Genomic DNA, 24753 nt, shown 5'->3' with positions numbered 1-24753 from the left:
TCGGTGAGGAGTGCAAAAAGAAACTGAGGGAAGGCGACAAACGCGATCGCAACGCCCACGCCTAACCCCACACTCACACCACCCCCTAATCTGACCAACGCCAGCAATTTTGAGCGATCGCCCTGGCTATAAAACTTGCCAGCATAGGTTTCCGTGGCAAAGGCAATACCATCTAAAAAATGACTGGTCAGCGTTAGCGCCTGTAGGAGCAATGTATTCACCGCCAGGATTTCAGTCCCCATACCGCCACTGAGATTGGTAAATAGCCCAAAGCTCAGGAGCAAGGCCCACGTGCGTACCATAATGTCGCGATTGAGGCGGAACAGATCTTTTAGGGCACCTCGAGACCATAGGCTCCACCGCTGCTGCCACACTTGGCCCCACGACACCGATCGCACCAATAGCACCAGCCCCACCAACAGCATGGTGTATTGGCTAAGGGCTGTTGCTAACCCAGCCCCATAGCTATCCCACCCCAGCCGCACAATCATCCAATAGTCGAGCAGGATATTGGCTCCATTGCCAATTACCGCCCAGACCAATACGCGGCGGCCATAGCCCAGACCCAAAAACCAGCCCAGCAGCACATAGTTGACCAGTACCGCTGGCGCGCCCCAAATGCGGCCTTGATAAAACGCTAAACCGGCCTCCAATACATCGGCATCAGCCTGGAGGATGGCAAACCCCACCAGTCGTAGTGGGTGCTGCAACAGCACAATGGCCAGCCCACACACCAGGGCCACACTCAACCCTCGCAGCCCCACTCGCCACTGCTCCGAGCGATCGTTGCGCCCAGCGGCCTGGGCCATCAGCCCGGTGGTCCCCATGCGCAAAAAGCCAAAGCTCCAGTAGATAAAGTTAAACAACACGGCTGTCAGGGCTACGCCCGCCAGATGGCGAATATCGTCTAGATGACCTAGAAACGCCGTGTCAATTAGGCCCGCCAGGGGGACCATCAGGTTAGATATGATGTTTGCGATCGCAAGCCGCCCAAATCCTCGCAGCCACACTTTTCTAGACAACACTCGTTCCATAGCACCTCTATCGCAATTGCCACCCATGGGTCGCCCATTGACCGGCCATTGACCACCCATTGACCGGCCCCCCAGTCCAAGATCACATCCATCCTGGGCATTAGCCCCTAAAATGACAACTTTAGATGTTTAGCGAGTAGACATTGCCAGCGGTCTGGCGGAAACTCTAGTTCTCACTCTGGGTAAGTTTTAGTAAATACACAACAATATGGGGATAGGCATGAAAACGAATCGGGTTGCGTTCATACTTTTGGGTACCGTTGCTTTCCTAGGTGGTACAGCCACCGCTAGCATGGCCCAAGTCATCAGCACGACCGAAGCTGAAGACTTTGGTGAGGGTGTGATCTTTCTAGAGTCAGAGCCTGACACGATTCCTGATGCCCAGCCCATAGACACTCAGCCCGCAGAGCCCGCAGAACCCACGGAAGCCCAGCCCACGTTTGTCGAACCTGTCTTTCCAGAAGACCTGCTGCGCGAAGACGGTATTTTCCTAGAGGACGATCCCGTAGAAGATGACATCTTTTTAGATGACGACGTAGTAGACGACGCCCCCACCGATCTTCCCGAAACCGTTATCGAGCCGCCTGCCGAATCCACCGATGATACAGCTACCGAGACCCCCAGCTATGTAGAACGGTTCAACGCTGGCGTAGAGTTTTACCGTGAAGGCAATGATGAAGCCGCGATCGCAGAATTTAATCTGGCGATTGACCTTAATGCGGCCTATGCACCGGCTTATTTGTTTCGCGGTGCGGCCTTTGCCAGGTTAGAAAACACATCCGCAGCCTTAAACAGCTATAACCAGGCCATCAGCATTGATCCCACTTATAGCGTCGCCTATCTCAATCGCGGCATTCTGTATTATGACCTGCAGAATTCACAGCGTGCCTTAGACGATTTGAACCAGGCTATTGCCACCGAGCCGACCTTAGCCACAGCCACTAGTTCAACGGCGGCTACCGCCTACATCTATCGCGGTCTAATCGCCTCTGAACAAGGCAATCAACAAACCGCTTTAGAAGATCTCAATGAAGCGGTGCGGCTAGACCCCAATAATGCCTTCGCTTACTTCCACCGGGGATTAATTTTCAAAGCTCTCAACAATTTAGAGCTAGCGGTCAGCGACTTTACCCAAGCCATCACCCTCCAGGAAGACTATACCGAAGCGTATCTCAACCGAGGTGTGGCCCACTATCGTCTGGGCTCGACTACCGCCGCCCTGAACGATTTCAACCAGGCCATCGCCCTGGATAACACCAATGTGGAAGCTTACTACAACCGCAGCTTTGTGCTGATGGCCCAAGGCCGTCCCCAGGCTGCGCTGGCCGATCTCAATCAGGTCATTAGCTTAGAACCAGGCTATGCCAGCGCCTATCTTGTGCGGGGACAGGTGTATGCCGCATCGGGTAATTCAGCGTCAGCGATCAGCGACTTTAGTCGGATGCTGGAGCTGTCCCCTGGTTCTGCCGAAGCTCACTACAGACGCGGTAGCGCCTATCTGCTGCTAAACGATCAGCAGGCCGCGATCGCAGACTTTACGGCAGCTTTAGCGTTGGATCCTGGCCATGCTCCATCCTATAAAGGGCGCGGCGATGCCTTTGCTAATTTAGGGGATGGGTTTAGCGCCATCGGCGACTACAGCACCGCCCTTGATCTAGAGCCCACCTACTGGGATGCCTATTCTAGTCGGGGTCGCACCCACTACGAAAATGGCAACTACCAGGAAGCCTACGCTGATTTTTCTCGGGTGATTGCGGCTGATGTTTTTGACCCCGATGCGTTTTACTATCGCGGCATTACCAATGCCCTGTTAGGGAATACGGGTGGAGCAGAAGCAGACTTGGAAAAGGCCGGGAGTTTATACCTGACCAATAACGAGGCGGAACGCTATCGGATTGTTTTAGATGCACTGCGTAAGCTTTAGGTCAACGCTATAGATAACCTCTGGTGTGAGGGGATCCGGTGGAGCATCAGCCGCTGCTCTAACCGGGTCCTCGATCTATCCTGATAAAAGAAATAGTTTGGATGGTTGGATAGATCTATTAATGATTCACCGGTTGGTTAGTGTTTCGCGCTGTGTTCTCGGCAGGCGTCTTCTCAGCATGATTATGCTCAGTCTGGTGCTGAGCATATTTCTCAACACACCCAGCGTGCTGGCATCGGTGCATGTTTACCATGAGCGTCCGGGTCAGACGACGCTGCGATCGCAACAAAGCCTGCGCGATCGCAACGACCGTTCATGGCAGGCAATCCTATTCAAACGCTATCGCCCCGATGGACTAGACGGTCTTTATCTAAGACTAGTGGGGTTTCCCGGCGTCGTTGACGTCGCCCCTCAAAAGACCTTACTAATCGACACCGGCACATCACTACAGTGGCAGGCCCAGCCTAAACTGGATCCACCCACACCCGCTCTACCCAGCAACACCAACCAATACGATGTCGCTGAGGTAATCACTGATCTAAAAAAAGCAATTCCCCTTACCCTGGTCGTCCCGCTCCAGGGCCAAGCACCCAGCGAGATTATCGTGCCCCCCTATGCCGTTCAAGAATGGCTTGATTTGGCGGCTCAAACCATCACCCAACCCACAGCCGAAACCGCAGAATAGCCGCCCTATTCTTCGCCTGCATGGTACGAACTGCGCACCAACGGTCCCGAACGCACCTGGGAAAATCCTAAATCACGGGCAATGTCGCCTAGATGATCAAACTCTGCGGGTGTCCAATATCGCTGTACTGGCAAGTGGGCTAGAGAGGGGCGCATATATTGACCTAGGGTGATGCGATCGCACCCCGCTGTCCGTAAATCCTTCATCGCCGCCACCAGTTCGTCTTCGGTTTCGCCGTGGCCCAACATCAGACCGGACTTAGTCGGAATCGCCGGATCCAGCTCCTTAACATAGCGCAGCACCTCCAGAGAACGTCGATACTTCGCACCGCGCCGTACCGGATCTTGCAAGCGCTCCACCGTTTCCACATTGTGGTTAAAACAAGCAGGTCTGGCCGCCACCACCGTAGCCAGCCGCTGGCGCTGTTGCACCTCAGGATGCGGGCCTCCCCAAAAATCCGGCGTGAGCAGCTCAATCTGGGTATCTGGATTGGCCGCCCGAATCGCCGTCATAGTCGCCACAAACCAGCCCGCCCCCTGATCCGGCAAATCATCCCGTGCCACCGATGTGAGCACCACGTACTTGAGACCTAGCAGCTGCACCGACTCCGCCACCTTTTGCGGCTCTTCTGGATCCAGGGGCATCGGCGCATGGCCCTTATCCACCTGACAAAAGGCACAGGCACGGGTACAGGTAGGCCCCATCAACAAAAAGGAGGCGGTCTTCTGGGCGTAACACTCACTCCGATTCGGACACCGCCCCTCTTCACAAATCGTGTGAATTTGCCGCTGTTTAATAATTTTTTGGACCGTCGACAGCTCACTGGCTCGACCAATGGGTCGCCTCAGCCAATCAGGTAGCTGCACAATCTCAGGTCTCACAGCACTGCCGGAACTCATTTGAGATAAACTTTCCATGACACAATCAGCGTTTCTAGGGCCGGGAATCCTCGGCGTGACGCGAGTATAGACACTGGGGTGACTTTATAACAGCGCGTTTTATTGCTTTTTTGATCCTATATGATTCTTAGAAACGAAAATTTAATTATGGCCTACTTTTTACCGTACAGGCGTTCCATGGAACGCCTCTGCAGACATAATTCTTGGATCTTACAAAATCCTTATCCCTTAGAAACTATTTAGAGTGTCAGCCTATCACCGTTGCCAACTTGGGCAACCTTGTTTTACACACCGTTGCTGATATTGCTGAGTTAAGAGCACAGCAGCGCCCCTTCACCTAAACTGTAGCTATCTATTAGGAGTTCAGTCGTGGCAGCCAGTCATAAGATTTTAGTTATCGACGATAGCCGGGTCATTCGCATGCGCGTCCGGGATATGTTGCCCCAGGGTAACTTTGAGGTGATTGAAGCCACCGACGGGGTTGAGGGTCTAGATGCCATCCGCAACCAGAAACCCAATTTGATCATGCTGGATTTTTTACTGCCGCGCATGAGTGGGTTGGAAGTATTTCATGCGATCCAGGCCTCCCCCGAGCTACAAAAAATTCCCCTCGTGCTGATGTCTGGCCGTCGAGAAGAAGTTACTGAAAAAATTCCAGGCCCCTTTGACTATTTTGAATTTATTCAGAAACCTTTTGAGCAAAAGGAACTGATTGAAGCCATCAAGGCTTCTATGGTCAAAGCCCGCAAGGCTCGTCCTGTAACCACCGCTGCCACCGCTCCTGCTGCCGCCGGAGGTGCTACCGGAGACAGTGCTGAAGAGATTGCGGCCCTCAAGCAACAGGTTGCCACCCTGCAAAAGGAAGTAGCCGCCCTAAAAAACCAAACATCAAAGATCTTGGCCTTTATCAAGCAAAAGCTGCGGTAGGACAGACAGCACCCCTTTCTAACCAAGGGCCTGTCGACCTTCTAGGGCTCTGGCTAGGGTCACTTCGTCGGCATATTCTAAATCGCCGCCCATGGGTAAACCAAAGGCAATGCGAGTGACTCTAGTAAACGGCTGGACCAGCTGGCCCACGTATAGGGTGGTGGTATCGCCCTCAATGCTGGGGCTGATGGCCAAAATGACTTCCGTAATATCGTCCTTATTGACTCGATGCACCAGCTGACCGATATTTAGCTGCTCTGGACCAATACCATCCATGGGTGAAATCAAGCCTCCTAGAACATGGTACTTGCCCTTAAATTCTCGCGTCCGCTCAATGGCAATGACATCACGGGAATCAGCCACGACACAAATGGTTTGGTTATCCCGTCGGGTAGAGCGACAGATATCGCACACGGGATCCGCTGAGAGGTGAAAACAGATGGAGCACTGGCCCACCTGCTGCTTGGCGTCTACCAGGGCCTGGGCCAGGGCTCGCACTTCAGTTTCAGGCCGCTTGAGAACATGAAGCGCCAACCGCTGGGCTGTTTTAGGGCCTACCCCTGGCAAGCGCTGAAATTCTTCGATTAATTTAGCTAACGGACGTGTATAGATAGTCCCAACTCCTTCCTATTCTTCTTCAGTCGGCTCTGCAATTTCTTCACTTTTACCGCGCACTGGGGGCAGCTTTTCCACCAGACCCATGGTGAAGGCAACATCGGGTAAATCGCCAGTAATGTATTTCCCTGGTTCAAATACACGGCCTGGGGTAAAGCAAATCTGACGTAGCTCTACCATTTCGGTGGCCTCAAACATTGCCCGTGATAATCGACGTTCTAGGGCCATAGGTCCTCCTATTGATGGATTGTTGGGTGCCTTTTGTAAGTTTGCACCTTAGCAGTAGCTATTCATCAATCTGCCAAAGCTCCTGAGTATAGTCTTCATCCAAAACTTTCTTGGGTCGTACAATCACTAGCACTCGCCCTAATAATGACGTACTGGGTTCAGTGTCAAACCACTGCATAACTAGCTGTCCGTCATTATCACCTACCATAAAGTAGCTGCTGTCATCCCAGGTCTGCTGCTGTCGGTCTACGATCACCAGCACTATTTCTGAAACATTGCTATTGGTTTGATTGGGTAAGGTATTGAAGGGGATGAGAACTGCGATCGCATCGCGCGCTTTCGTCAACACCTGCCAACCGGGCACAGGTACCCAAGCCTGTGGCCCCGATGACTTGACCACACCAAAGGCTCCCTCTGGCTCCATCGTAGAAACAGCCTGAAAATCAGCCACAGAAACCGGCCCCTGTCCCACCATAGGCACCACATAGGGCATATCCATATCCGTCTCTATGCGAAAGAGAGGTAGCCGAGGTATCGGTTTTGCTTTGACTACCGCAAAGTCAGTGAGCAATTTCTCAATCGTTGCTCGGGCTGCCGGACTGTGGGCAAAGCGTAAGCCTTGGGCAATCAGTCGCGATCGCTCCTGCAGATCCGACTTCTGCCGCGCCAACGCCCAATAGGAAAAAGCTACCGCATCCCCTGGATGATCGGTAAAGCCCTCAGGTGGCTGACTACGATACGAAAATTCCTTTAGCGCTTTAGCAATATCCCGCACCTGCTCAGAGTCCAAACCCTGGTCATAGATAAACTGCACCGCCTTGGCCCGATCGTCCTTGGACAAAATGCGTAGCTCGTAGAGAGAGTCACTGCCCTTTTTAGAAAAGTGCTCTAGTACAGTATCTGATACAGCCCCACCGGCAATGGATTGATATACCTGACCCGCTACAATAATTTGGTTCTGCTGGATGTGCTCAAATCCAGTCCCTTCAAAAATAGCCTGGGGTGTCATGCCAGACTTTTGCAACGTTTGGCAGGCTGTCGCCCAATCAACCCAATTACCTTCTTTACGACGCAGCTGCAGAAGCAAAGCCTCTGTATCTGTCGGGGGGGAATCGTGAGCAGGGGTGGTCATTGTAAGCATTCGACGAAAAGTGTCTTTCGACTCTATCGCGGATAGCTGGTTACCGCACAAGACCTACTAACTTTTTTTAGGATAAAATCTGCTGCCCACTCTGAACTGAAGAATTACTCTACTGATTGATTCATTCGAGTGCTACGTTTCCACGGCACTGTAAGCGATTTTTAAAGTTGCAGCCCAGCAAATACGCAACACTCAAAGAATAGACAATATGGCTGAAAGTGAACAAACTTGCAAGAATTCTCTTACGAGAAGAGCATCCTTACACATAAACATCAAGAGAGAATTGCATTTAAACCTCGAATATTCAGATTGCGAAGTAGAAATATTAGGAACATCCAACCAATGCATCGAATATAAAGGCCGCAAAGCTACTCTCTCTATGTCAACTGTACCGTGATAGCTCGACTAAGAGCGTATTGCTCTGACGGCCTGTAGCCCGAACTTTTTGCCCAGGCAAAATAGTCATATTGCTATTTGATCGAGCAAACCACCAAGAACCATTCAGTCTAATTCGGCCTCTTTTCCAAGAGGTAATTTCGGCATAAGCCACACCAACACCCCCGAGATAACTGTTTACAGGTGATATATGAGATCTTTGAAATCCTTTGAAGTAAGTTTCCAGAACAATCTTACTAAGAAGAGTGAGTACTGAAACCTGATGATGTGACCAAATAGTCGCATCACATGAATACTGCTTTGTTAAAAGAGTCATAACTGCAAGCCTGATTAGTAGTGAGCACAGCAAGCGAGATAACTGCTCTAGCGGATCAGAATTTGCTACAGGATAGACGTTCAAAGGAAACACATGGAAACAATACTGTTTGCCTTCGAGCTGCATGCAAATATTTCAGATCGTCATCAGGAACTTATGAGATAAGGCTATGGTGATGCAACAAAAACTGTCTTAGCTGTCAACTGTGTTGTCATATTGTGCCTATTTATCAGAGCTACTCTTCAAAGAACCACCAAAAAATTGATATAGATTAGGGCTCATCTGACATAGAGATGACCTCAGATACTGTGAACAAGCATATAAGGAACAAACTTTTTTCGGTCTATTCTCTTATTAACCTGTGCCTTAATCTCAAATGAGTATTAATCGAACCAACGTTTTTTCAGTGGCAGAATTCAACCAACAACGTAGAACCGTGTAATTCTATAACACGGACGTTCTGACCTGGATCAATGGTCATATTGTCATTCGACAACGCAAACCACCAAGCGTGCTTAAATCTGACTATCCCCTTTTTACGAGGAGTAATTTCTGTGTAAACCATGCCAAATTCTTCAACGCTGCTGTTCACGGTTGGTATATGAGATGGTCGAAACTCACTAAAGTAACCTTTTGTAGCAAGCGTACTAATAATGGTCGGTGCCATAAATTCTCGATGGAGGTAAGTAACCTCACCGTTTGAGTGCTGTTCTATGAAATGAGACATATACCTGATTCAGATTAGGGTAGTAAACGAAGCGGAATAACTCTCTAGCCAACTAAATATCACTACAGGGCTGGAGGCCTTCAAAAGGGCGCATATAATTTGCCTCTTTATCCATAAGCCTCAAAATATTGCAATGACCATCAGGAACTCATTAATATCAAGCCTCGCACATTTATCGCTGACGTACTTGTTGAATCCGATGCTTACACTGCTTACATGTGCTTACATTCGCTTACATTGACCAAATATTTTGCACGAAAAGCTCTGAATAGTATACACGTAGCATACAAGAGCAATATGCACCGCAAAAGAATAGCGTTATGCCAGCGAGCTTGTTCAAAGGCCCTTACAGCCTTTCTTTAGGACATATCCGTATCCACTCTGCCCAATACTACCTCAATGGAATATGGTGTTATAACGGTGGATGAGACATCTGAGTTCCTGAACATGCCTTCCATACCACGCTCTTATCTTGAGTTGATTGCTGATCAAAAACATCTTACCCCGTTACAGAAAGAAGCCTTTGTAGAACGCCTAGCAAACATCGAGCTATCAGACTTAGTAGTAGCTAAAATCTTAAACATATCGAGAGAGCGATATAGCTCTCGCATGACCAAGGTTTACAAAATATTCAATATCCCTTCTGGCAATACCCCTGGAAAGGCAAAGATATTATTTTTCAAAGTGCTAGACATGTATCAGAGGGATCATCCTTCTGACAAAAAAGTATCCAAACTGGTTGATAGCGCAATAGACAGCTTAGTACAAGAAACTCAGGAAAAAACTCAAGAACTCATTAATGCAAAATGTGGGTCTATGCAAATTCTTGATATGAGCAAGCCCATTGAAGTTGAAGATATTTTTACAGAAGTAAAAATCACCAAGCAAATATTATCAAAAAGGCGTATAGAACTGTCAGAGCTAGTAAAAATAGTCCAAGAAATCAAACCAGACAATGACACTAAGCTTAATATAGCAAGATTACTAGAAGGTACTAAGTTATCAGGGGTCAAGCTCGTTAAAAACTATCCGAAGCTCATACTTCTTGGACGTCCCGGAGCAGGAAAAACAACATTCTTAAAGTATGTCGCAGTCTTTGTTAATAAATCAGAAATCATCCCCGGCTATGTTCCAGTCTTCGTCTCCTTGAAGGATTTTCAGAATCAAGATGATCAAATAGGACTCAAAGAGTATATAGCCAATGAGTTACTAAATTGTGAGGTAAATAGAGAAAGCTTTGAGCTTCTTTTAAGAGAGGCTAAAATTTTATTTCTCTTTGATGGTCTAGATGAAGTTCGAAAAGAAAATTTTAACCGAGTTATCCGACTGATTCAAGAAATATCGCATACTTATAGCAAGAATAGGTTCATAATTACATGCCGCTTAGCTGCCAGCGAGTATAAATTTGAGAGCTTTTTAGAAGCAGAAGTTTGTGAATTTACAGAAGAGCAGATCGGTACATTTTCACGCAATTGGTTTGCAACCAAAAAGTCTCCTCAAAAAACAGAAAAGTTTATCAATCGCATTAGAAAGGATGAGGAAATTAGCGAGATCGCAACAAATCCTTTACTCCTGACATTGTTATGTATGGTTTTTGAGGATTCCGAAGAATTCCCAAAAAATCAGGCTGAGCTATATCAAGAAGGATTAGATGTCTTACTCAGAAAATGGGATGTTAGTAGGGCAGTAGAAAGACCTGAAACGTATAGAAAACTATCAAAAAACAAAAAAGAAGACCTCCTCAGTAAAATAGCCTATGCTACTTTTGAAAAAGATGAGGGCCTATTCAAAAGAAAAACAATAGAGAATCAAATTAGAGAGTACATTTATAACTTGCCTAGATCTATCAGTGCGCCTGAAGAATTAGAACCCGACTGCAATTCAGTACTAGATTCAATGATTGCCCAACATGGGCTAATTACTGCAGTAGCAAAGGACATCTTCTCTTTTTCCCATAGAACATTTCACGAATATTTTGTTAGTCTTAAAATAGTTAAGACCCTAGATCCCGAAGAACAGCAGAATGTTCTAAGATCGCTAGCTATTCATATTAATGACTATAGGTGGCAAGAAGTATTTTCACTTGTCTCATGTATGTTGCCAAATGCAGACTATTTAATTCGACTCATCAAGCATGAAATTGACAAGATAGTAAAAGAAAACCAAAAAATAGATTCATTTCTTGATTGGTTAGATCAAAAATCTTCTGCAATTAAAAGCAAGAAAAAAATCAGCAACTTAAAAGCTATTGGTCAAGTTTTTTACTTTAATTTAGTCATTAAACATAAGACAATAAAAACACAAACAAAAAGCAAGGATTTTATTTTAGATTCGGAATTATTCACCGTACTAATTTCTAGCATTTTTATACAAAACAATTTACATGAAGAAGCATTTGATCTCTTGAAAGAACACAAAGATATTCTGTCCCTAATACGCCAATGTATTGCACGGAATATGGCTACCAATCTAAAAGAGCATTTAATTAGTTTGAAACAAGAGCTTCCTTCTAAAACTAAAGTCTCTGATGAATGGTGGATTGAGAATGGTCAAAGGTGGAGCAATGATTTCAGAGATATGATCATACGTTATAGAAACATTGGCCATGACTGGGGTTTTTCGGAAAGTGAAATAAAATCCCTAAAAGAATATTATGACGTCAATAAATTGCTATCCATCTGCCTCAGCGGAGACTGCTATGTCAGTCGCGAAGTCCGCGAAGAAATCAATTCAAGCACTCTCCTACCTATTGATAAAGATGAAGATGAAACAAGCTCTCTATCAACCTTCCCTTCAAGTCAACGTGAGGATCAGTGTCTAGATGAAGCCCCAACTGCCCTCAGGTAGTATGAGGTTCATCTAGGCAGTTCCCTAGCATTTTGCCCAGTTTCGGTACGGGTATCTAGAGGATCTAGCCAAGGTGCAGCGATCGCAAAAAATCCGGTGCTATCCCTTGACGGTAGCCCCTTAGCACGAGATTATGAATTAGACCCATGGGGCTATAGCTCAGCTGGTAGAGCACCTGCATGGCATGCAGGGGGTCAGCGGTTCGAGCCCGCTTAGCTCCATTTACAATCTGTTTGCCCCGTGGATAAGCGTGCGGGGTGAGCGTATCAGCCCTACATATCTATTTAGAATCAAAGGCAATCAGCTCGATTTCTTCTAGCTCGTCGCCACTGTCATCATCTTCCATATCCTGCAAAATGGTCTGCAGCAGCGGATCCGCATAGGCTCGTTCAGTATAGATAGCAGGATCTAGAGACATCGCCCGACGCAGATGCTCCACCGCCCATGTATCTTGTCCCAAACGGGCATGGCAGCGGGCCTGATTATAAAAAGCAAACGGCTGATCCGGCTCAATGGCCAGGGACTTATCGTAGGCTTCGATAGCCCGTCTGTAATCCCCCATTTTTTGTAGCGTCCACCCCATCGCTAACCACCCTTGATGGTTATACGCCTGAATTTTTAGAGATGTGGTAAAGCTCTCTTCGGCAGCCTTAAGCTGGTTGAGTTCTAGCAGTACTAGCCCACGAAAGTGCCAATGTCGAGAATTATTGGGCTCTAGCGTCACCGACTTTTCAAGACTGGTAAGCGCATCTTCCAAACTACCTAAGGCTTTGAGGGCAGCTGCCTGATAGCTCCAGACACTGGCACTGTGAGGATCGATATGAATGGCATGATTGAGGGCTCTTAATGCATCTTGAGGCTGGTGCACTTGTAAGAGTGTACGGCCTAAAATCATCCAAATTTTACTGTCGCCATCGTAGAGTTCGACTGCTTTTTCGAAACTGGCAATGGCTTGCTCTGGGCGGCTGAGCTGTAACAGTGCTTTACCGCGATAGTACCAAACCTTATAAAAGTCAGGTTGCAACTGAATCGCTTGCTCGTAACTCACAACTGCTTCATCATACAGTGCCCGACGATGTAGGTTTTTACTCTGACGATACTGGGCTTTAAAGTAATGGGGCGCTTGTTTTAGCGCCTGGCCGTAGCACCTGTAGGCTTCATCCAAGATCTCTAGTTTTTCTAGCACAGCACCGTAGTTACACCATACGCGATGCTCTGTTGATTTTAGGGATAGGGTATGACGATAGCTTTCGGCGGCAGCTTCGTATTGACCGATACTGGCTAATAAGTAACTGCGGTAGTTCCAGGCTTGGTAATGATAGGGGTAGCGATTGATAACGCGATCGCAAATCTTGAGTTCCAACCGATAGCGGTCACCTTGTTCATGGGATAAGCCACTAACATTCGCAGTATCAATAACTTGACCACTAATCATGGGTATCTATGTATTTACACGGCAGCAGCACGCAGAATAGTCACTAACTAGTTATACAAATCTTAAGTATAGAGGCCGGAAATACCCCGGATCTTAATTGCACCACAACCCATGACAAAATCAGATGCCCATTGACTTGTAGCCTACAATCCGTTTGTATATCGCAATACCTATCTGTGTATGTTGACACATAGGTTCAGGGTCCCCAGTTTGCTTTGTGATCCCGACATTCTTCCGTAGCTAGTTGCTCCGTTAGACTGACTATTAGGCCACCGAAAGGGGACTGATATTGTCACGAAATCTCAGGAAATCTTTGGAAGAACGCGAAAAGTATTCTTTTATCAGGATTTGGGCACTGTCCACACCACCCTCTAGTCTGATCCCCAGACATGCATCATGCGGGGTCATACGTAGATATTATTTTTCTAGCAAATTACTGACGATAGCAGCGCATTATCCAACCTTGTGGAAAACCCTAATAACCTGTGGAAAACTCTGTGGAAAACTTGTGGAAAATTCAAAAAGTTTGAAAAGAGCATTCACTATCGTTCGCGATCTATGATAAGACTCTCAGATGGCTTAAAGAGCTGAAAGTGCTCAGAATATTGAACTTCAAAAATTTTAGCTATCTTTATATTTCTAGCAAAGCCTCTCTATCTGTAGCCTTGAGAAGCTTTGAAGTTATCCACAGGACGCTAACCCCATTGTCATTGAGACCCCTCGTTATCCTCCGTAAATTTGCCGAAATAATCCACGTTGCGTTGAGCTTCCCACTACGAGTTGGCGTAGCAGAGTGTAATGCCACTTGTACAAAAAGCTATCTCTGTGGGCAGCAATAGTTTGCAGACAGCTGATCTGATCAAGACGCGCGGCAGCCTGTTTACCTTGATCCCTGAAGCAAGCTGCCATCGGATGCTCCCACTGTTCAAAAAACTCAAGTAGCAGGTCGAGATCGCGAGCACTCAGACTGTGGGATCGCTGGCAGGTAAGATATAGCTGGTTTTCGGGCACTGTTTCTGGCCGGTTCAAGACGTCTCGTTTCAGCGTTCGCCACTGGTCCGATAAAAGGGCAGGCATCATACTTAGCGTATGGCTCTGGTGAAGCCCTAGCTCAACGCCTCCCATTGCCGTCATGCCCTCCAATCGCACAAAATCATAAAGATCGCTAAAGAACGGCTGCATCACCTCACGCTCCACCGCTAAGCTCAGACGGATCCCGGCTTCGGAATAGTCAGCAATGTCGGGATCGGCCCCATCAAACTGGAGCCTATGGGCATTGCGATAGGCCGCACAGAAATCCTTTTGGGAGTCTGCTTGGATGCAGAACCAAACGCTGTCTCCCAGGTCGGCACGAACCGCTTGCTTGATATCGCCTGGGTCTGTCGGTGGTACGTCTTCCCGATGGGGTCCTTGAGTCTGTAACTGCACAATATGGGCTTCTTGATCTGCGATCGCAACCTGCTGATGCTGCAGCTCAGTTTGTAGCTCTTGAAAGGCCCGTTGCTTTTCCACAGACAGCTGGGTAATTTTATCCTCTAATATCTGAATCTGCTGGTTTAATGTCGCAATCTGACTATCCTTTTCAGCGAGCAGCTCATCCTTTTCAGCGAGCAGCTCATCCTTGTGGATCAGCGCACTGGTCTTTTGCTTGAGTTCTAAAGCATTTAACCCCGCCCTGAGCAAATTAAAATAATGGCTATCCGATAAATCCACCACCTCTGGCGTTTCACCAGCCCCATACACAACGCCGCGCCGCTGGGCCAGCTGGACCACCAGCCATTGCCCGGTTTCACTGCGAATCTTTAGTTCCTGAGAGGTATTCCCCTGCTCAACGGTGCTGACATAGCGGCGTTTACCATAGAAAAATTCCGCATGGGTAGCTGGACCGACCGTCTCCGTTCCTTCATGCACTGGCTCAGATAGCATCCCCTCCGCAAGGGGAGGGGCCTCAGCCACCTTTGGACTCTGATCCTTAACGGTGGACAGTTCTGGATTTTCCCCATCTAGTAGAGAACTCGTCACCCTCTTACTCTCTACAGACCAGGGCGGAATAGAACCCACCGTCAAATCAGGATTAGCTAGTTTGACACCCACCAGTTCTAGCTCCACCGACTGTCGGCCTTGCCATTCGTTTAAGCGGATTTTGTAAGCAATATCCAACTGATGTGGCAGCGGATGGTGTTCTGCCCAGCGCCACGCCACAGCCTTGAGAGACGTCACCTGGCCTGTGGCGGGATCAGTATGGGCCAACGTCAGCTTTAGATGCTTACGATCTTTACCAATGATGCGTTGCTCCACCACATTCACCATGGGGGTCCAAAAAACAGGCTCATTGTTTTGAATGCCACAGGGATGGAGATGATCGATTTGTCCATAGAGGGTAAAACTGATATCCGCTAGAGCCGCCTGGGCATCCACCGTAATCAGCGGCTTTAAATAGTCGGGCTGCAGCTGCTGACAGGCAAAATGACTCAGCCGAGCGCTCACCTGACGCAGATTTCGCGCCGCAAAGGAAAACCCGCCTGCCGCTCGGTGCCCCCCATATTTATCCAACAGGTCATCACAGGCCTGCAGGGCCTCAAACACATTAAATTCAGGAATCCCTCGGGCCGAACCCCGAATTTCTGTTTTGTCTTTGTCCTCGTAGGTACCGATAAACACAGGCACCCCATAGCGTTCCACCAAACGCGAGGCCACAATCCCGATTACGCCGTGGTGCCAGTCGGGCTGCACCACCACCAGCACTCGCTCTGCTTGTAAATTGAGCTTTCCCTGGGCTTGTTGCTCCTCACACCAGGTCACTGCCTGGGTTTCAATCAGCTCACACATGCGCTGACGCAGGGTGTTGGTCTCTTCACACTGCATGGCTCGCTGCAGCGCCATACCCACATCTTCCGTAGTCAGCATATCGATCACAATTTGCGGGTCAGCGATCCGCCCCACCGCATTTATCCGTGGCCCGAGGCGAAATCCGATCGCCTCGGGCTTCAGTGCCTTTTTACCCTGGTCTAATCCGGCCACTTCGATCAGCGCTTGCACACCTGGAATACGCGACTTAGGCAATAGCTTTAATCCGCGCCTTACCCAGCGACGATTCACCCCGACCAAGGGAGCCAAATCCGCAATGGTCCCCAAGGTAAATAACTCCAGCAAGGAGGCCGTCAGGTCCTGGGTGCGATTGAGCGCCTGGGCCAGGCACACCGCCAGAATGTAAGCCACCCCCACCCCTGCCACACCATAGTAGGGAGAACTCGTCGGTAACAGTTTTGGATTTAGGATCGCCTGGGCTGGGGGCAGCTGTTCTGGCAAGTCGTGGTGGTCGGTAATAATCACCGTTAGGCCTAGCTCCACAGCCCTGGCAATGGGTTCATAGGCAGCAATGCCGTTGTCCACCGTCAGGATCAGGCTAACGCCGTCGGCATGGAAATCTTCCACAATGCGGGTGTTGATGCCGTACCCTTCTTGCATCCGGCTAGGAATGGCGTAATGGGCATTGGCCCCCAAATGCCACAGTGCCCGCAGCAGCAGCGCCGTGCTGGTCATGCCATCGGCATCATAGTCACCACAGATGGCGATTTTTTGTCCCTGTTCTATGGCAGCCAAGAGAACAGCCACGCTTTGGGCCAGATCGGGAAACTCATCTAGCGGTGAGGGCAGCTGCTGGGTTTCGGGATCTAAATATAGCCATGCTTGCTCAGGGGTTTGAATACCTCGATTGATCAGAACCTGTGCAATCAGAGGCGATAGCTGGGTGACCGTCGCCATCCGCTGCGCCTGCTGCTGCTGGGGTGGAAAAATCTGCCACCGCTGCTGAGGAATTCGGGCAGCGGCAGCGGATGGCTGAGTCGTGGATGTAGCAGCGGGCTCGGTCAAGATACAGAATAGGCCAGTCGTTGTTTGGGAGTTGGGGGGTGTAAATAGCTGGTAGCTTCCACACCAGAAATATCCTTAGCAGTCTAGGTGAAGGCGGTTTTTGAGTGAAGGGGGGCTAGCAGACTTCATACTCTTAATATAGTTCTTTTGAACTATTCAGCATCAGGGGTTATCGTCCTACTATTTTGGCCGGTGTTGGTCGGGCTTTTTGGGTGGTGCTGTAGAGCCGGTAGGTATCGGCTCGTCTGGTTTCTACGTCATGCTCGGCAATGCGCTCGACATAGTTGACTTTGACTTCTTCGAGTAGATCGTCGAGCAGGGTTTGCAGCTCATCTAGGGTATTGCCCTGACGCATTTCGTTACGTAGATTTTTCCCAAAGCTATCAATCAGCTTGGTCATTAAAGCAGCGCCCTGCTCGTCGGCTAGGGCTTGTTGGAGGGCGCTGTAGAGATTTTTGGAAACCTCTGCTGAGATTTGCTGGGTGATCTGGGTGGAAATATTGGTAAAGCCTGGCAGCAGCTTTAACCCTTGATAGGCCGGGGCCTGAGCCAGTGCGCCTGTAACGGTATGGCTGAGGACGGCATCAATGTCCGGTTTGATCTCAGGCAGTACTTTATTCACAACAATGTCACTAATTTTCTGCGCGATGGTTTCTACCTCGTTGACATCATTGAGATCGATGTAGCCTTGCTGGCTGGTGAGTTCAAACACCCAGCGGCTAATTTGACCTTCTTTGATCAGGTTTTGCGCTTGGTCAATCATCCGTAGAAAGACGACTTCCGTTAATTCAACGGCAAACTGACTGATCAAAATACGATTAATGCGTCCCTGTATGGGATCCAGGTGAGACAGCTGGGCCTGATTGGAGCGGATCACCACGGGGATGACACGTAGCCAGCGCCAGAACGGTAACAATAGGGTGACGTCATAAAGGCGCCACAGCATGGCATCTAGCCAGGTGGTGTTGGCATGGCGACGGCTCAGGTAAAGCGTGCGTGCTAGAAACTCAGCGGCAAACAGGGCGATAAACGGCAGGTCGATCAGCCAAAAACGGTCGAGGGGCAGTCCGTTAAAGCCAATGCCCCGCCAGTAGTTGGTCTCGATTCTGGGTCGAATTTGCGTGTCGAAAAAGTCGAGTTCCTCGGACCAGCCTTGCTGCAGATAGGCCTGACTCCAGAAGGTGCGAAAGGCGTCTTTAGAGGAGTTTTCTTGACCGGTGCGATCGCGAATAGCCTGCTTAATCCGCTCCAGGGTACCAGACTTATTCGCCACAGCAAACGGGTCCTCATCGACAATGGTGACGCTGCTTTCTTGGAGTACCCTCAGCTGTTGCTCAGCAGCCGGAGATTCTAGCCCCTCGGCTTCTAAAATAGCCTGCAGCTTGTCCACGTTTTCCAGATACGCTGCGGTGACCCGATGGGGTTCAATGCCTTTAAACGTTTCGCCGTACCAGGTAGTGGGCTGGGGCAAGACCCTGAGGTACTGATCGCGAAAACGAATGTAGCTGAGGTCAAAGAAGACTAGGAGGAGGTTGGCGGTTGCGATCGCAACCATCAACCGTTCAAACCACAGCTTAAACGTACGACGACGGGTAGACCGAGAACGAATTGATGTCATAGCAAGAGCAGCACAGCACACACGATTCTAGACTAGCGGCCTGCCGCAGCAAGGATGTGTAACCCACGATAGACTTAAGAAAGTTACGAAATGTTACAACCCCACACTGATTATGACCCTTGCAGCAGCTCCCGCCACTGGCACCCTCTGGACCTGGCGTGACTATAGCGTCTACTACGTGCAAGCTGGTGAGCCCCGGCCAGACAGACCACCGCTGCTGTTGGTGCATGGGTTTGGTGCTTCCACCGACCACTGGACTAGAAATATCGCCGAGCTACAGCAGGACTTTGAGGTCTGGGCCATCGACCTGATTGGCTTTGGTCGCTCATCAAAGCCGTCTAGTGGCTATAGCTCCGATTTATGGCGCGACCAGCTCAGCGACTTTATCGAACAGGTGATGGGTCGTCCAGCGGTGATTGCCGGTAACTCCATCGGTGGCTATAGCTGTTTGTTTACCGCCGCCACGCGGCCCCAGTGGGTCAAGGGTGCGGTCTTATTAAATGGTGTGGGCTCATTTAAGGATCAGCTGCCGACGCAGGAGCCCAGCCCGTTTAAGAACGCCATGGGCGAGCTGATCAAAAATATTATTCTCAGCCCCATTCCCAGCTGGTTTGTGTTTCAGTTTGTGCGCAACAAATCTTATATTCGCAAGACACTCACCCAGGTATACGTTAACAAAGAAGCCGTCACCGAAGAGCTGATCGAGAATATTTATCGTCCAGCAACAGAACGCGATGCCCCAGCCGCCTTTGCCGCCTTGTTCAAAGCTCCAAGAGGAGAGCGGGTGGATGTGTTGTTGTCACAGTTAGAGCGTCCCTTATTGTTGTTGTGGGGTACCAAAGACCCTTGGATGAACTGCGAACAGCGCAGTGAGCTATTTAGAAAGTATTACAACAACATCGAAGAACACTTTCTAGAAGCAGGCCATTGTCCTCACGACGATCGACCTGAATTGGTGAATCCCCTTATTAGGGATTGGACTCTGAGCCATATCGTTAAATAGGGGTAGCGGTCAATTTTATAGGGTAATGCTACGATAAGGGTAGATTCTATAGCTGTCCTGCCATCCAGAAAGCTGATATGAATATCCAATTGGCAATACCCGATGAATTTGCAGACGCACTTACGTTGAAGTGGGGTAGTGTCGAAAAAAAGCTATTGGAATTTGCTGTAATTGAAGCATATCGTGAGGGTATTATCGGTTTAGTTAAGGTGGCGGAACTACTGAACATGGAATCCCGCTGGGAAGCGGAAGAATTTTTAGTGGAGCGCGGCATTGATATTCCCTATGATATGGAAGATTTTGAACAGGATTTAGCTACGCTTCAACGTCTTTAACTGGCTAGTCAATAACAGGTTTAATGATTGTTGTTGCTGATACTTCTCCACTCTGTTATTTGGTTTTAATCGGTTTTATCGATGTTCTCCCTCAGCTGTATAAACAGGTTTTTATCCCAGAACGGGTTCAGTTAGAGTTAAGCGACAGTGGCGCACCTGATGCTGTGCGGGCATGGATTACGCAACCACCTGGATGGCTAACGATCTGCTCCGTAGAAGAACCAGATGATTTACAAGATTTGGATCCAGGGGAGCGGGATGCGATCTCACTCGCAGAAACACTGGGTGCTAATCTCATGATTCTCGATGATAAACCTGCTCGAAAAATAGCCTCCCAACGAAAGCTCAATGTTATAGGGCTTTTGGGTGTGCTTGCTACAGCGGACCAACAGGGATTAATTGACTTTGTAGCTGCCATTGAGGCTCTGAAACGCACGTCGTTTCGCGTATCACCACGTTTGTTGGATGATTTAGTAAAACGCTACAGATAGCCCGTAGAGTGGGTACCCCCTCAACCATAGCGATCGCAGCTCACCAAAACGTCCGTTACCCACCACCCCCAAGAACCATCAGAAAAGCACACATAAAAAGATTTGGTGAATTCCAACATAGTGGGATGGCACATTCATCAGAAAGGATGTACAAAACTTGATAAGGCTCTCTGTAACCGACTGCTTTGAGACATACCAGCCGACTGAAACAACGTACACACACCAATACCCAGTTAACTACTATTCCTCGGTAATTTAGAGAGTCAAAATAGAAATATTGTCCGAGTTGAGAGGTAATCCCAATGGCTCTTATCGATGTAATCAGCATTAACAGTGGTAAAGATACTCAACGGATTGAGCTGCATCAAGGAGATTTAACCCAGCTTGCACCTCAAGATGCGGTTGATCTGTTAATTGTTTCTGCATTTCGAGGCGAATGTTTACCCACACCGAAGTCTCTTATTGGTGCACTAGCAGCTAAGGGGCTTTCTGTTTATAATCTGTCTCAGAATAAAGCGATTGATTTACGGGCTGCTTTCTCGTGTTGGTTATCTCATCCATTTATCGCCGAGCATCCAGGCTTGCGATTCAATCGTATTCTTTGTTTTGAGCCTGCCGAACGGAGCTATGCACCTGATAGCGTAGGTGATATTTTCCGAGCATTGGCTCCCTTTATCGGTGGTGAACCCTACATTCAAACAGCAGCTATGCCAATTGTTGCATCGGGGTCTCAAGGCTACCCAATTGAAACCATGCTTCCTCCAATCATTGCAGCTGCTAGGCATTGGATGGAAATTGGGCTTCCCTTGAAAACACTCAAAATATACGTTTATTCTGATGCAGAAGTCAGCCCGGCCAAACGGTTATTTGCTAAGTGTAAATCGCCGATAGCCGTTTCACAGGGTAGGTAGCTGGGATATTTGCTAAAGCTCACAATAAAAATAACGCCCCAATCGCTGGCAGCAACGTCTTACAAATATCTGCCCGTTTATTCGTCTCATACTTGCACTGAGATGGGTCGTGTAGCCGAAGCCCGCGCTGAGTTGAAACGTCAGCGCTAACTGAGGGTTGTCCGCTAGAAAGGACACCGTGGTGTGGCAGCGCCTAGTGATCTAATGAATACTAGCATCGGCTACGCAGCCCATCAAGGTGGAGCACGTTTAGAAACCTTGTACTTTAACCATGATAAACCCAGCCCTCCGTAGGGTGGGTAACCCCACAGCCAACCGCCGCGCCATTGACCACTCTATGGATTACCCACCACCACCACCGGGAAGCCCCTAATCAACCCGCACTCGTTTAATCAAAATCGCCATTACCTCGTTGGGTTGGCCCGTCGGTAACGGGCGGCTCCAGTCGTTGGCTTCGGCGTAGTTACACTTGTGCATCTGCTTAATGCTGGTCTGCACAAAGCTCAAACTGCCAAACAGCAGGTGCCGTCCGGACTCATAGTCATGCTCTGGCAAAAAGCCAGACTGAACTGTCGGCGCAGCTGCGCCCGTCTTTGGAGCTTGAAACATGGGTCTGGTTCTCCGATGAAACGTAAAGGAAAGCCAGAACCTAACCCTAGCCCCCACAAAAAGCCATGACAAATCGCAGGGGGTAGGGCACAATAACCCAATCCCGTGGATTGCTTCGAAATCCGTGGGTAGCCATCGGCGGGTGGTGCGAACACCTGCCGATGGTGCCAAGTATTAGGTTCCAGTCAAACTGCTGCCGAGACAGCATTGAGTAACTCTAGACCGGGTTTTGGGCATTCGTCAAGCACCCGTCAGAATCGGTAACACCCCAAAACGTACCGTAACGCTGAAGCAATTCTCTACTCTCTAGCCACACCCGCTAGACTAAACAAAGCACCCCAGGCGATGAGGCCCATGACCCAGGCCAAGGCAAAATCCATGACCTTTGCTGAGTATCTAGACCACGATGATGGTTCAGATACTCGATACGACTTACTGAGTAACGGAGAGCTGATAGAAGTGCCAAACGAGGCCTGGATCAATAACCTCTTGGTCAAACTGCTCACAGCCAAGCTTGAATCTTTTGTAGATCCTACGCTCATCGTTGCCCATGTCCTCACCATGCAGGTCAACCCCGTCGGCGATAACCGTCAGTCCCGTCATCCCGACCTAGTTATCCTCAGAGCCGAACACCTAACGCTTCAAAACCTGCTAAATAAAACCGCCTTGTTAATCGGCGATCCATCACCCCAATTTATTGCAGAAATCGTCAGCCCTGGCAGTCCCAGCAGTAACAACTATCGTCGCGATTACGAATGGAAACGTCAGCAGTACCAAGACTGGGGGATTCCAGAATATTGGGTGATTGATCCACACCGTGCACAGGTAGCTGTCCTTACCCTAATAAACGGCACTTACCAAGAAAAAACTTATACGGGCCAACAAACAATCGAGTCATCTATTTTCCCAGCCCTAGCTATCACTGCCCAGACCGTTTTGAACAAGTAATTCATCCACACCTATCACAAATAAATACTCCAGAAACACGATGCATATTCCATTCGAAATTTCTCACCCAGTCTGACTGATGCCATATAACATTTTCATATCAAAATCCGTCAGATAGAAGCTGCAGAACGCTTCATATTTCTATACAATGACGTTTTAATAGGAATTAATGCCTAGTGCATTTGTTCGACGCTAAATAGCGCACATACATTAAAAATCCATTTTTATTCAGCAGCAAGGGGTAAGCATGTATATCGTACAAATCGCCTCCGAATGCGCTCCGGTGATTAAAGCCGGGGGTTTAGGGGATGTCGTTTATGGTCTCAGTCGTGAGTTAGAGCTACGCGGCCATACGGTAGAGCTAATTCTGCCAAAATACGATTGCATGCGGTACGACCACATTTGGGGACTGCATGATGCCTACTGCGATCTCAAAGTGCCCTGGTATGGTTCAGAGGTTCTCTGCGATGTTCTCTGCGGCTGGGTGCATGGACGTCTATGCTTCTTTATTGAGCCCCACGATAAGGACAACTGGTTCCGCCGGGGTAAGTACTATGGCTGCGATGATGACCCCATGCGTTTTGCCTTCTTTAGCAAGGCGGCCCTAGAGTTTCTGCAGCAAAGCAACAAGCGCCCCGATGTGATCCACTGCCACGACTGGCAGACGGGGTTAATCCCGGTGATGCTGTTTGAAATCTACAAGTTTCACGGCATGGAGCACCAGCGTGTATGCTACACCATCCATAACTTTAAGCACCAGGGCAATGCGGGTACCGAGGTTCTCTACGCCACTGGCCTCAATCGGGCGCCCTATTACTTTAGTCCTGAGCGCCTGCAGGACAATTTCAACCCCTTTGCACTGAACTATATGAAGGGGGGCATTACCTACGCTAATGCGGTCACGACGGTGTCTCCTCACCATGCCTGGGAAGCCCACCACGGTGACTTTGGCTATGGGCTAGGCCATACGCTCCATGTTAACCAGCACAAGTTTAAAGGCGTGCTCAACGGCATCGACTATAACCTGTGGAATCCCAAGGTTGATAAGTATATATCTGAGGCGTATACACCAGACACCCTAGAAAATAAGCTTTACAACAAGAAAGCCCTGCGTGAGCGGCTGATGCTGGGCCATGATGATCGGCCCCTGGTGGCCTTCATTGGGCGGCTGGATGAGCAAAAGGGTGTTCACCTGGTACACCATGCCATGTACCGGGCCCTTAACCGAGGGGCTCAGTTTGTATTGCTGGGTTCGGCAACTAGCGCTAGCATCAATGACCATTTCCAGTATGAAAAGGCCCATCAAAATGACAATCCCAACTGTCATTTGGAGCTAGGTTTTGATGAAGAGCTATCTCACCTGATTTATGCGGGAGCCGACATCATGGTGGTCCCCAGTAACTTTGAGCCCTGCGGTTTGACTCAACTGATTAGCTTTAAATATGGCACTGTGCCTGTGGTACGTGGCGTCGGCGGTCTGGTGGATACTGTCTTTGACATTGACTACGATGAAGGCAGACCACCTGAAAAGCGTAATGGTTATGTGTTCTACCAGTCCGATAACTACGCTCTAGAGACCGCCCTAGACCGGGCTCTTGACCTGTGGTACACCGACCGTGGAGGGTTTCAGCAGCTACAGCGTCAGGGGATGGCCTGCGACTATTCCTGGAACATTCCGGGTGAGCAGTACATCAAGATATACGATGGCATTCGCCATCGATAGGCCAGCAGCTACAGCCACATAAACCCCAAGCATCCACCTGGGCACCCTGAGAGAGACAACGAACTGAT

General features: G+C 48.9%; 21 protein-coding genes and 1 tRNA gene. 11 read left to right on the top strand and 11 right to left on the bottom strand.

Going from position 1 to position 24753, the window contains the following annotated elements:
• A partial coding sequence (locus tag IQ260_RS08350; protein ID WP_228015728.1) for an MATE family efflux transporter occupies positions 1-1094 on the bottom strand: 1094 nt, incomplete at its 3' end.
• A 160-nt stretch (positions 1095-1254) separates the two neighbouring features.
• Here IQ260_RS08350 and IQ260_RS08345 point away from each other — a divergent pair.
• Both IQ260_RS08345 and IQ260_RS08340 read left to right on the top strand, forming a co-directional pair.
• Complete coding sequence (locus tag IQ260_RS08345; protein ID WP_193992584.1) at positions 1255-2958, top strand: tetratricopeptide repeat protein; 1704 nt, start codon at positions 1255-1257, stop codon at positions 2956-2958.
• A 121-nt stretch (positions 2959-3079) separates the two neighbouring features.
• Positions 3080-3643 carry a DUF3122 domain-containing protein gene (locus IQ260_RS08340; protein WP_193992582.1) on the top strand — a complete coding sequence of 188 codons (564 nt, stop codon included), beginning with the start codon at positions 3080-3082 and terminating at the stop codon, positions 3641-3643.
• A gap of 5 nt (positions 3644-3648) precedes the next feature.
• Here the strand turns inward: IQ260_RS08340 and lipA are convergent, their stop codons facing one another.
• Positions 3649-4560: a lipoyl synthase gene (gene lipA / locus IQ260_RS08335; protein WP_193992580.1), complete on the bottom strand. Its 912-nt coding sequence runs from the start codon at positions 4558-4560 to the stop codon at positions 3649-3651.
• A gap of 351 nt (positions 4561-4911) precedes the next feature.
• Between lipA and IQ260_RS08330 the strand changes: the two genes are divergently transcribed.
• On the top strand, positions 4912-5469 hold the full coding sequence (locus IQ260_RS08330) for a response regulator (protein WP_193992578.1): 558 nt from the start codon (positions 4912-4914) through the stop codon (positions 5467-5469).
• 18 nt (positions 5470-5487) lie between these two features.
• On the opposite strand, the gene recR is transcribed toward IQ260_RS08330, so the two are convergent.
• The 5 genes from recR to IQ260_RS08305 all read right to left on the bottom strand — a co-directional run bounded on the left by recR (position 5488) and on the right by IQ260_RS08305 (position 8832).
• Positions 5488-6081: a recombination mediator RecR gene (gene recR / locus IQ260_RS08325; protein ID WP_193992586.1), complete on the bottom strand. Its 594-nt coding sequence runs from the start codon at positions 6079-6081 to the stop codon at positions 5488-5490.
• A gap of 15 nt (positions 6082-6096) precedes the next feature.
• On the bottom strand, positions 6097-6312 hold the full coding sequence (locus IQ260_RS08320) for a hypothetical protein (RefSeq protein WP_193992576.1): 216 nt from the start codon (positions 6310-6312) through the stop codon (positions 6097-6099).
• Between the two features lie 58 nt (positions 6313-6370).
• The gene (locus tag IQ260_RS08315) at positions 6371-7444 is read right to left on the bottom strand and encodes a RuBisCO accumulation factor 1 (protein ID WP_193992574.1); all 1074 of its coding nucleotides are present in this window, start codon (positions 7442-7444) and stop codon (positions 6371-6373) included.
• 391 nt (positions 7445-7835) lie between these two features.
• Complete coding sequence (locus IQ260_RS31845; protein ID WP_228015730.1) at positions 7836-8165, bottom strand: NfeD family protein; 330 nt, start codon at positions 8163-8165, stop codon at positions 7836-7838.
• A 403-nt stretch (positions 8166-8568) separates the two neighbouring features.
• Entirely contained in the window at positions 8569-8832 is a 264-nt protein-coding gene (locus tag IQ260_RS08305) for an NfeD family protein (protein WP_193992570.1), read from the bottom strand.
• Between the two features lie 459 nt (positions 8833-9291).
• Here IQ260_RS08305 and IQ260_RS08300 point away from each other — a divergent pair, with 459 nt between their 5' ends.
• Both IQ260_RS08300 and IQ260_RS08295 read left to right on the top strand, forming a co-directional pair.
• The gene (locus IQ260_RS08300; protein ID WP_228015724.1) at positions 9292-11739 is read left to right on the top strand and encodes an NACHT domain-containing protein; all 2448 of its coding nucleotides are present in this window, start codon (positions 9292-9294) and stop codon (positions 11737-11739) included.
• A 148-nt stretch (positions 11740-11887) separates the two neighbouring features.
• A tRNA-Ala gene (locus IQ260_RS08295) sits at positions 11888-11960 on the top strand.
• 59 nt (positions 11961-12019) lie between these two features.
• Here IQ260_RS08295 and IQ260_RS08290 read toward each other — a convergent pair.
• The 3 genes from IQ260_RS08290 to IQ260_RS08280 form a co-directional block, all read right to left on the bottom strand.
• Entirely contained in the window at positions 12020-13174 is a 1155-nt protein-coding gene (locus IQ260_RS08290; protein ID WP_193992566.1) for a tetratricopeptide repeat protein, read from the bottom strand.
• Between the two features lie 723 nt (positions 13175-13897).
• Positions 13898-17047, bottom strand: a complete 3150-nt coding sequence (gene recJ, locus IQ260_RS08285; RefSeq protein ID WP_193992564.1) for a single-stranded-DNA-specific exonuclease RecJ — start codon at positions 17045-17047, stop codon at positions 13898-13900.
• Positions 17048-17216: 169 nt separating this feature from the next.
• On the bottom strand, positions 17217-18665 hold the full coding sequence (locus IQ260_RS08280; protein WP_193992562.1) for a hypothetical protein: 1449 nt from the start codon (positions 18663-18665) through the stop codon (positions 17217-17219).
• A 112-nt stretch (positions 18666-18777) separates the two neighbouring features.
• Between IQ260_RS08280 and IQ260_RS08275 the strand changes: the two genes are divergently transcribed.
• The 4 genes from IQ260_RS08275 to IQ260_RS08260 all read left to right on the top strand — a co-directional run bounded on the left by IQ260_RS08275 (position 18778) and on the right by IQ260_RS08260 (position 21405).
• On the top strand, positions 18778-19668 hold the full coding sequence (locus tag IQ260_RS08275; RefSeq protein ID WP_193992560.1) for an alpha/beta fold hydrolase: 891 nt from the start codon (positions 18778-18780) through the stop codon (positions 19666-19668).
• Between the two features lie 77 nt (positions 19669-19745).
• Positions 19746-20003 (top strand): UPF0175 family protein, encoded by a 258-nt coding sequence (locus tag IQ260_RS08270; protein WP_193992558.1) that lies wholly within the window; start codon positions 19746-19748, stop codon positions 20001-20003.
• Between the two features lie 23 nt (positions 20004-20026).
• Positions 20027-20494 (top strand): DUF3368 domain-containing protein, encoded by a 468-nt coding sequence (locus tag IQ260_RS08265; protein ID WP_193992555.1) that lies wholly within the window; start codon positions 20027-20029, stop codon positions 20492-20494.
• A 302-nt stretch (positions 20495-20796) separates the two neighbouring features.
• Positions 20797-21405, top strand: coding sequence for a hypothetical protein (locus IQ260_RS08260; protein ID WP_193992553.1), 609 nt, complete (start codon positions 20797-20799; stop codon positions 21403-21405).
• Between the two features lie 369 nt (positions 21406-21774).
• Here the strand turns inward: IQ260_RS08260 and IQ260_RS08255 are convergent, their stop codons facing one another.
• Complete coding sequence (locus tag IQ260_RS08255; RefSeq protein WP_193992551.1) at positions 21775-22014, bottom strand: hypothetical protein; 240 nt, start codon at positions 22012-22014, stop codon at positions 21775-21777.
• Between the two features lie 354 nt (positions 22015-22368).
• Here IQ260_RS08255 and IQ260_RS08250 point away from each other — a divergent pair, with 354 nt between their 5' ends.
• Together IQ260_RS08250 and glgA are read left to right on the top strand one after the other, a co-directional pair.
• Positions 22369-22962 carry a Uma2 family endonuclease gene (locus IQ260_RS08250; RefSeq protein ID WP_193992549.1) on the top strand — a complete coding sequence of 198 codons (594 nt, stop codon included), beginning with the start codon at positions 22369-22371 and terminating at the stop codon, positions 22960-22962.
• A gap of 247 nt (positions 22963-23209) precedes the next feature.
• Positions 23210-24685, top strand: coding sequence for a glycogen synthase GlgA (glgA, locus tag IQ260_RS08245; RefSeq protein WP_193992547.1), 1476 nt, complete (start codon positions 23210-23212; stop codon positions 24683-24685).
• Positions 24686-24753: the final 68 nt, after the last annotated feature.

Origin of the sequence: Leptolyngbya cf. ectocarpi LEGE 11479, from assembly GCF_015207065.1 — a bacterium.
Lineage (GTDB): Bacteria > Cyanobacteriota > Cyanobacteriia > Phormidesmidales > Phormidesmidaceae > Leptothoe > Leptothoe ectocarpi.
Note: the sequence above shows the minus strand (reverse complement) of the source record. Positions and strands in the feature narration are given on the sequence as shown.

What these genes read in the sequence shown, in the direction of transcription:
- IQ260_RS08345 (WP_193992584.1), top strand. Translation starts at nt 1,255, where the DNA reads ATGAAAACGAATCGGGTTGCGTTCATACTTTTGGGTACCGTTGCTTTC.
- IQ260_RS08340 (WP_193992582.1), top strand. Translation starts at nt 3,080, where the DNA reads ATGATTCACCGGTTGGTTAGTGTTTCGCGCTGTGTTCTCGGCAGGCGT.
- lipA (WP_193992580.1), bottom strand. Translation starts at nt 4,560, where the DNA reads ATGGAAAGTTTATCTCAAATGAGTTCCGGCAGTGCTGTGAGACCTGAG.
- IQ260_RS08320 (WP_193992576.1), bottom strand. Translation starts at nt 6,312, where the DNA reads ATGGCCCTAGAACGTCGATTATCACGGGCAATGTTTGAGGCCACCGAA.
- IQ260_RS08315 (WP_193992574.1), bottom strand. Translation starts at nt 7,444, where the DNA reads ATGACCACCCCTGCTCACGATTCCCCCCCGACAGATACAGAGGCTTTG.
- IQ260_RS31845 (WP_228015730.1), bottom strand. Translation starts at nt 8,165, where the DNA reads ATGACTCTTTTAACAAAGCAGTATTCATGTGATGCGACTATTTGGTCA.
- IQ260_RS08305 (WP_193992570.1), bottom strand. Translation starts at nt 8,832, where the DNA reads ATGGCACCGACCATTATTAGTACGCTTGCTACAAAAGGTTACTTTAGT.
- IQ260_RS08300 (WP_228015724.1), top strand. Translation starts at nt 9,292, where the DNA reads ATGGAATATGGTGTTATAACGGTGGATGAGACATCTGAGTTCCTGAAC.
- IQ260_RS08290 (WP_193992566.1), bottom strand. Translation starts at nt 13,174, where the DNA reads ATGATTAGTGGTCAAGTTATTGATACTGCGAATGTTAGTGGCTTATCC.
- IQ260_RS08280 (WP_193992562.1), bottom strand. Translation starts at nt 18,665, where the DNA reads ATGACATCAATTCGTTCTCGGTCTACCCGTCGTCGTACGTTTAAGCTG.
- IQ260_RS08275 (WP_193992560.1), top strand. Translation starts at nt 18,778, where the DNA reads ATGACCCTTGCAGCAGCTCCCGCCACTGGCACCCTCTGGACCTGGCGT.
- IQ260_RS08270 (WP_193992558.1), top strand. Translation starts at nt 19,746, where the DNA reads ATGAATATCCAATTGGCAATACCCGATGAATTTGCAGACGCACTTACG.
- IQ260_RS08265 (WP_193992555.1), top strand. Translation starts at nt 20,027, where the DNA reads ATGATTGTTGTTGCTGATACTTCTCCACTCTGTTATTTGGTTTTAATC.
- IQ260_RS08260 (WP_193992553.1), top strand. Translation starts at nt 20,797, where the DNA reads ATGGCTCTTATCGATGTAATCAGCATTAACAGTGGTAAAGATACTCAA.
- IQ260_RS08255 (WP_193992551.1), bottom strand. Translation starts at nt 22,014, where the DNA reads ATGTTTCAAGCTCCAAAGACGGGCGCAGCTGCGCCGACAGTTCAGTCT.
- IQ260_RS08250 (WP_193992549.1), top strand. Translation starts at nt 22,369, where the DNA reads ATGACCCAGGCCAAGGCAAAATCCATGACCTTTGCTGAGTATCTAGAC.
- glgA (WP_193992547.1), top strand. Translation starts at nt 23,210, where the DNA reads ATGTATATCGTACAAATCGCCTCCGAATGCGCTCCGGTGATTAAAGCC.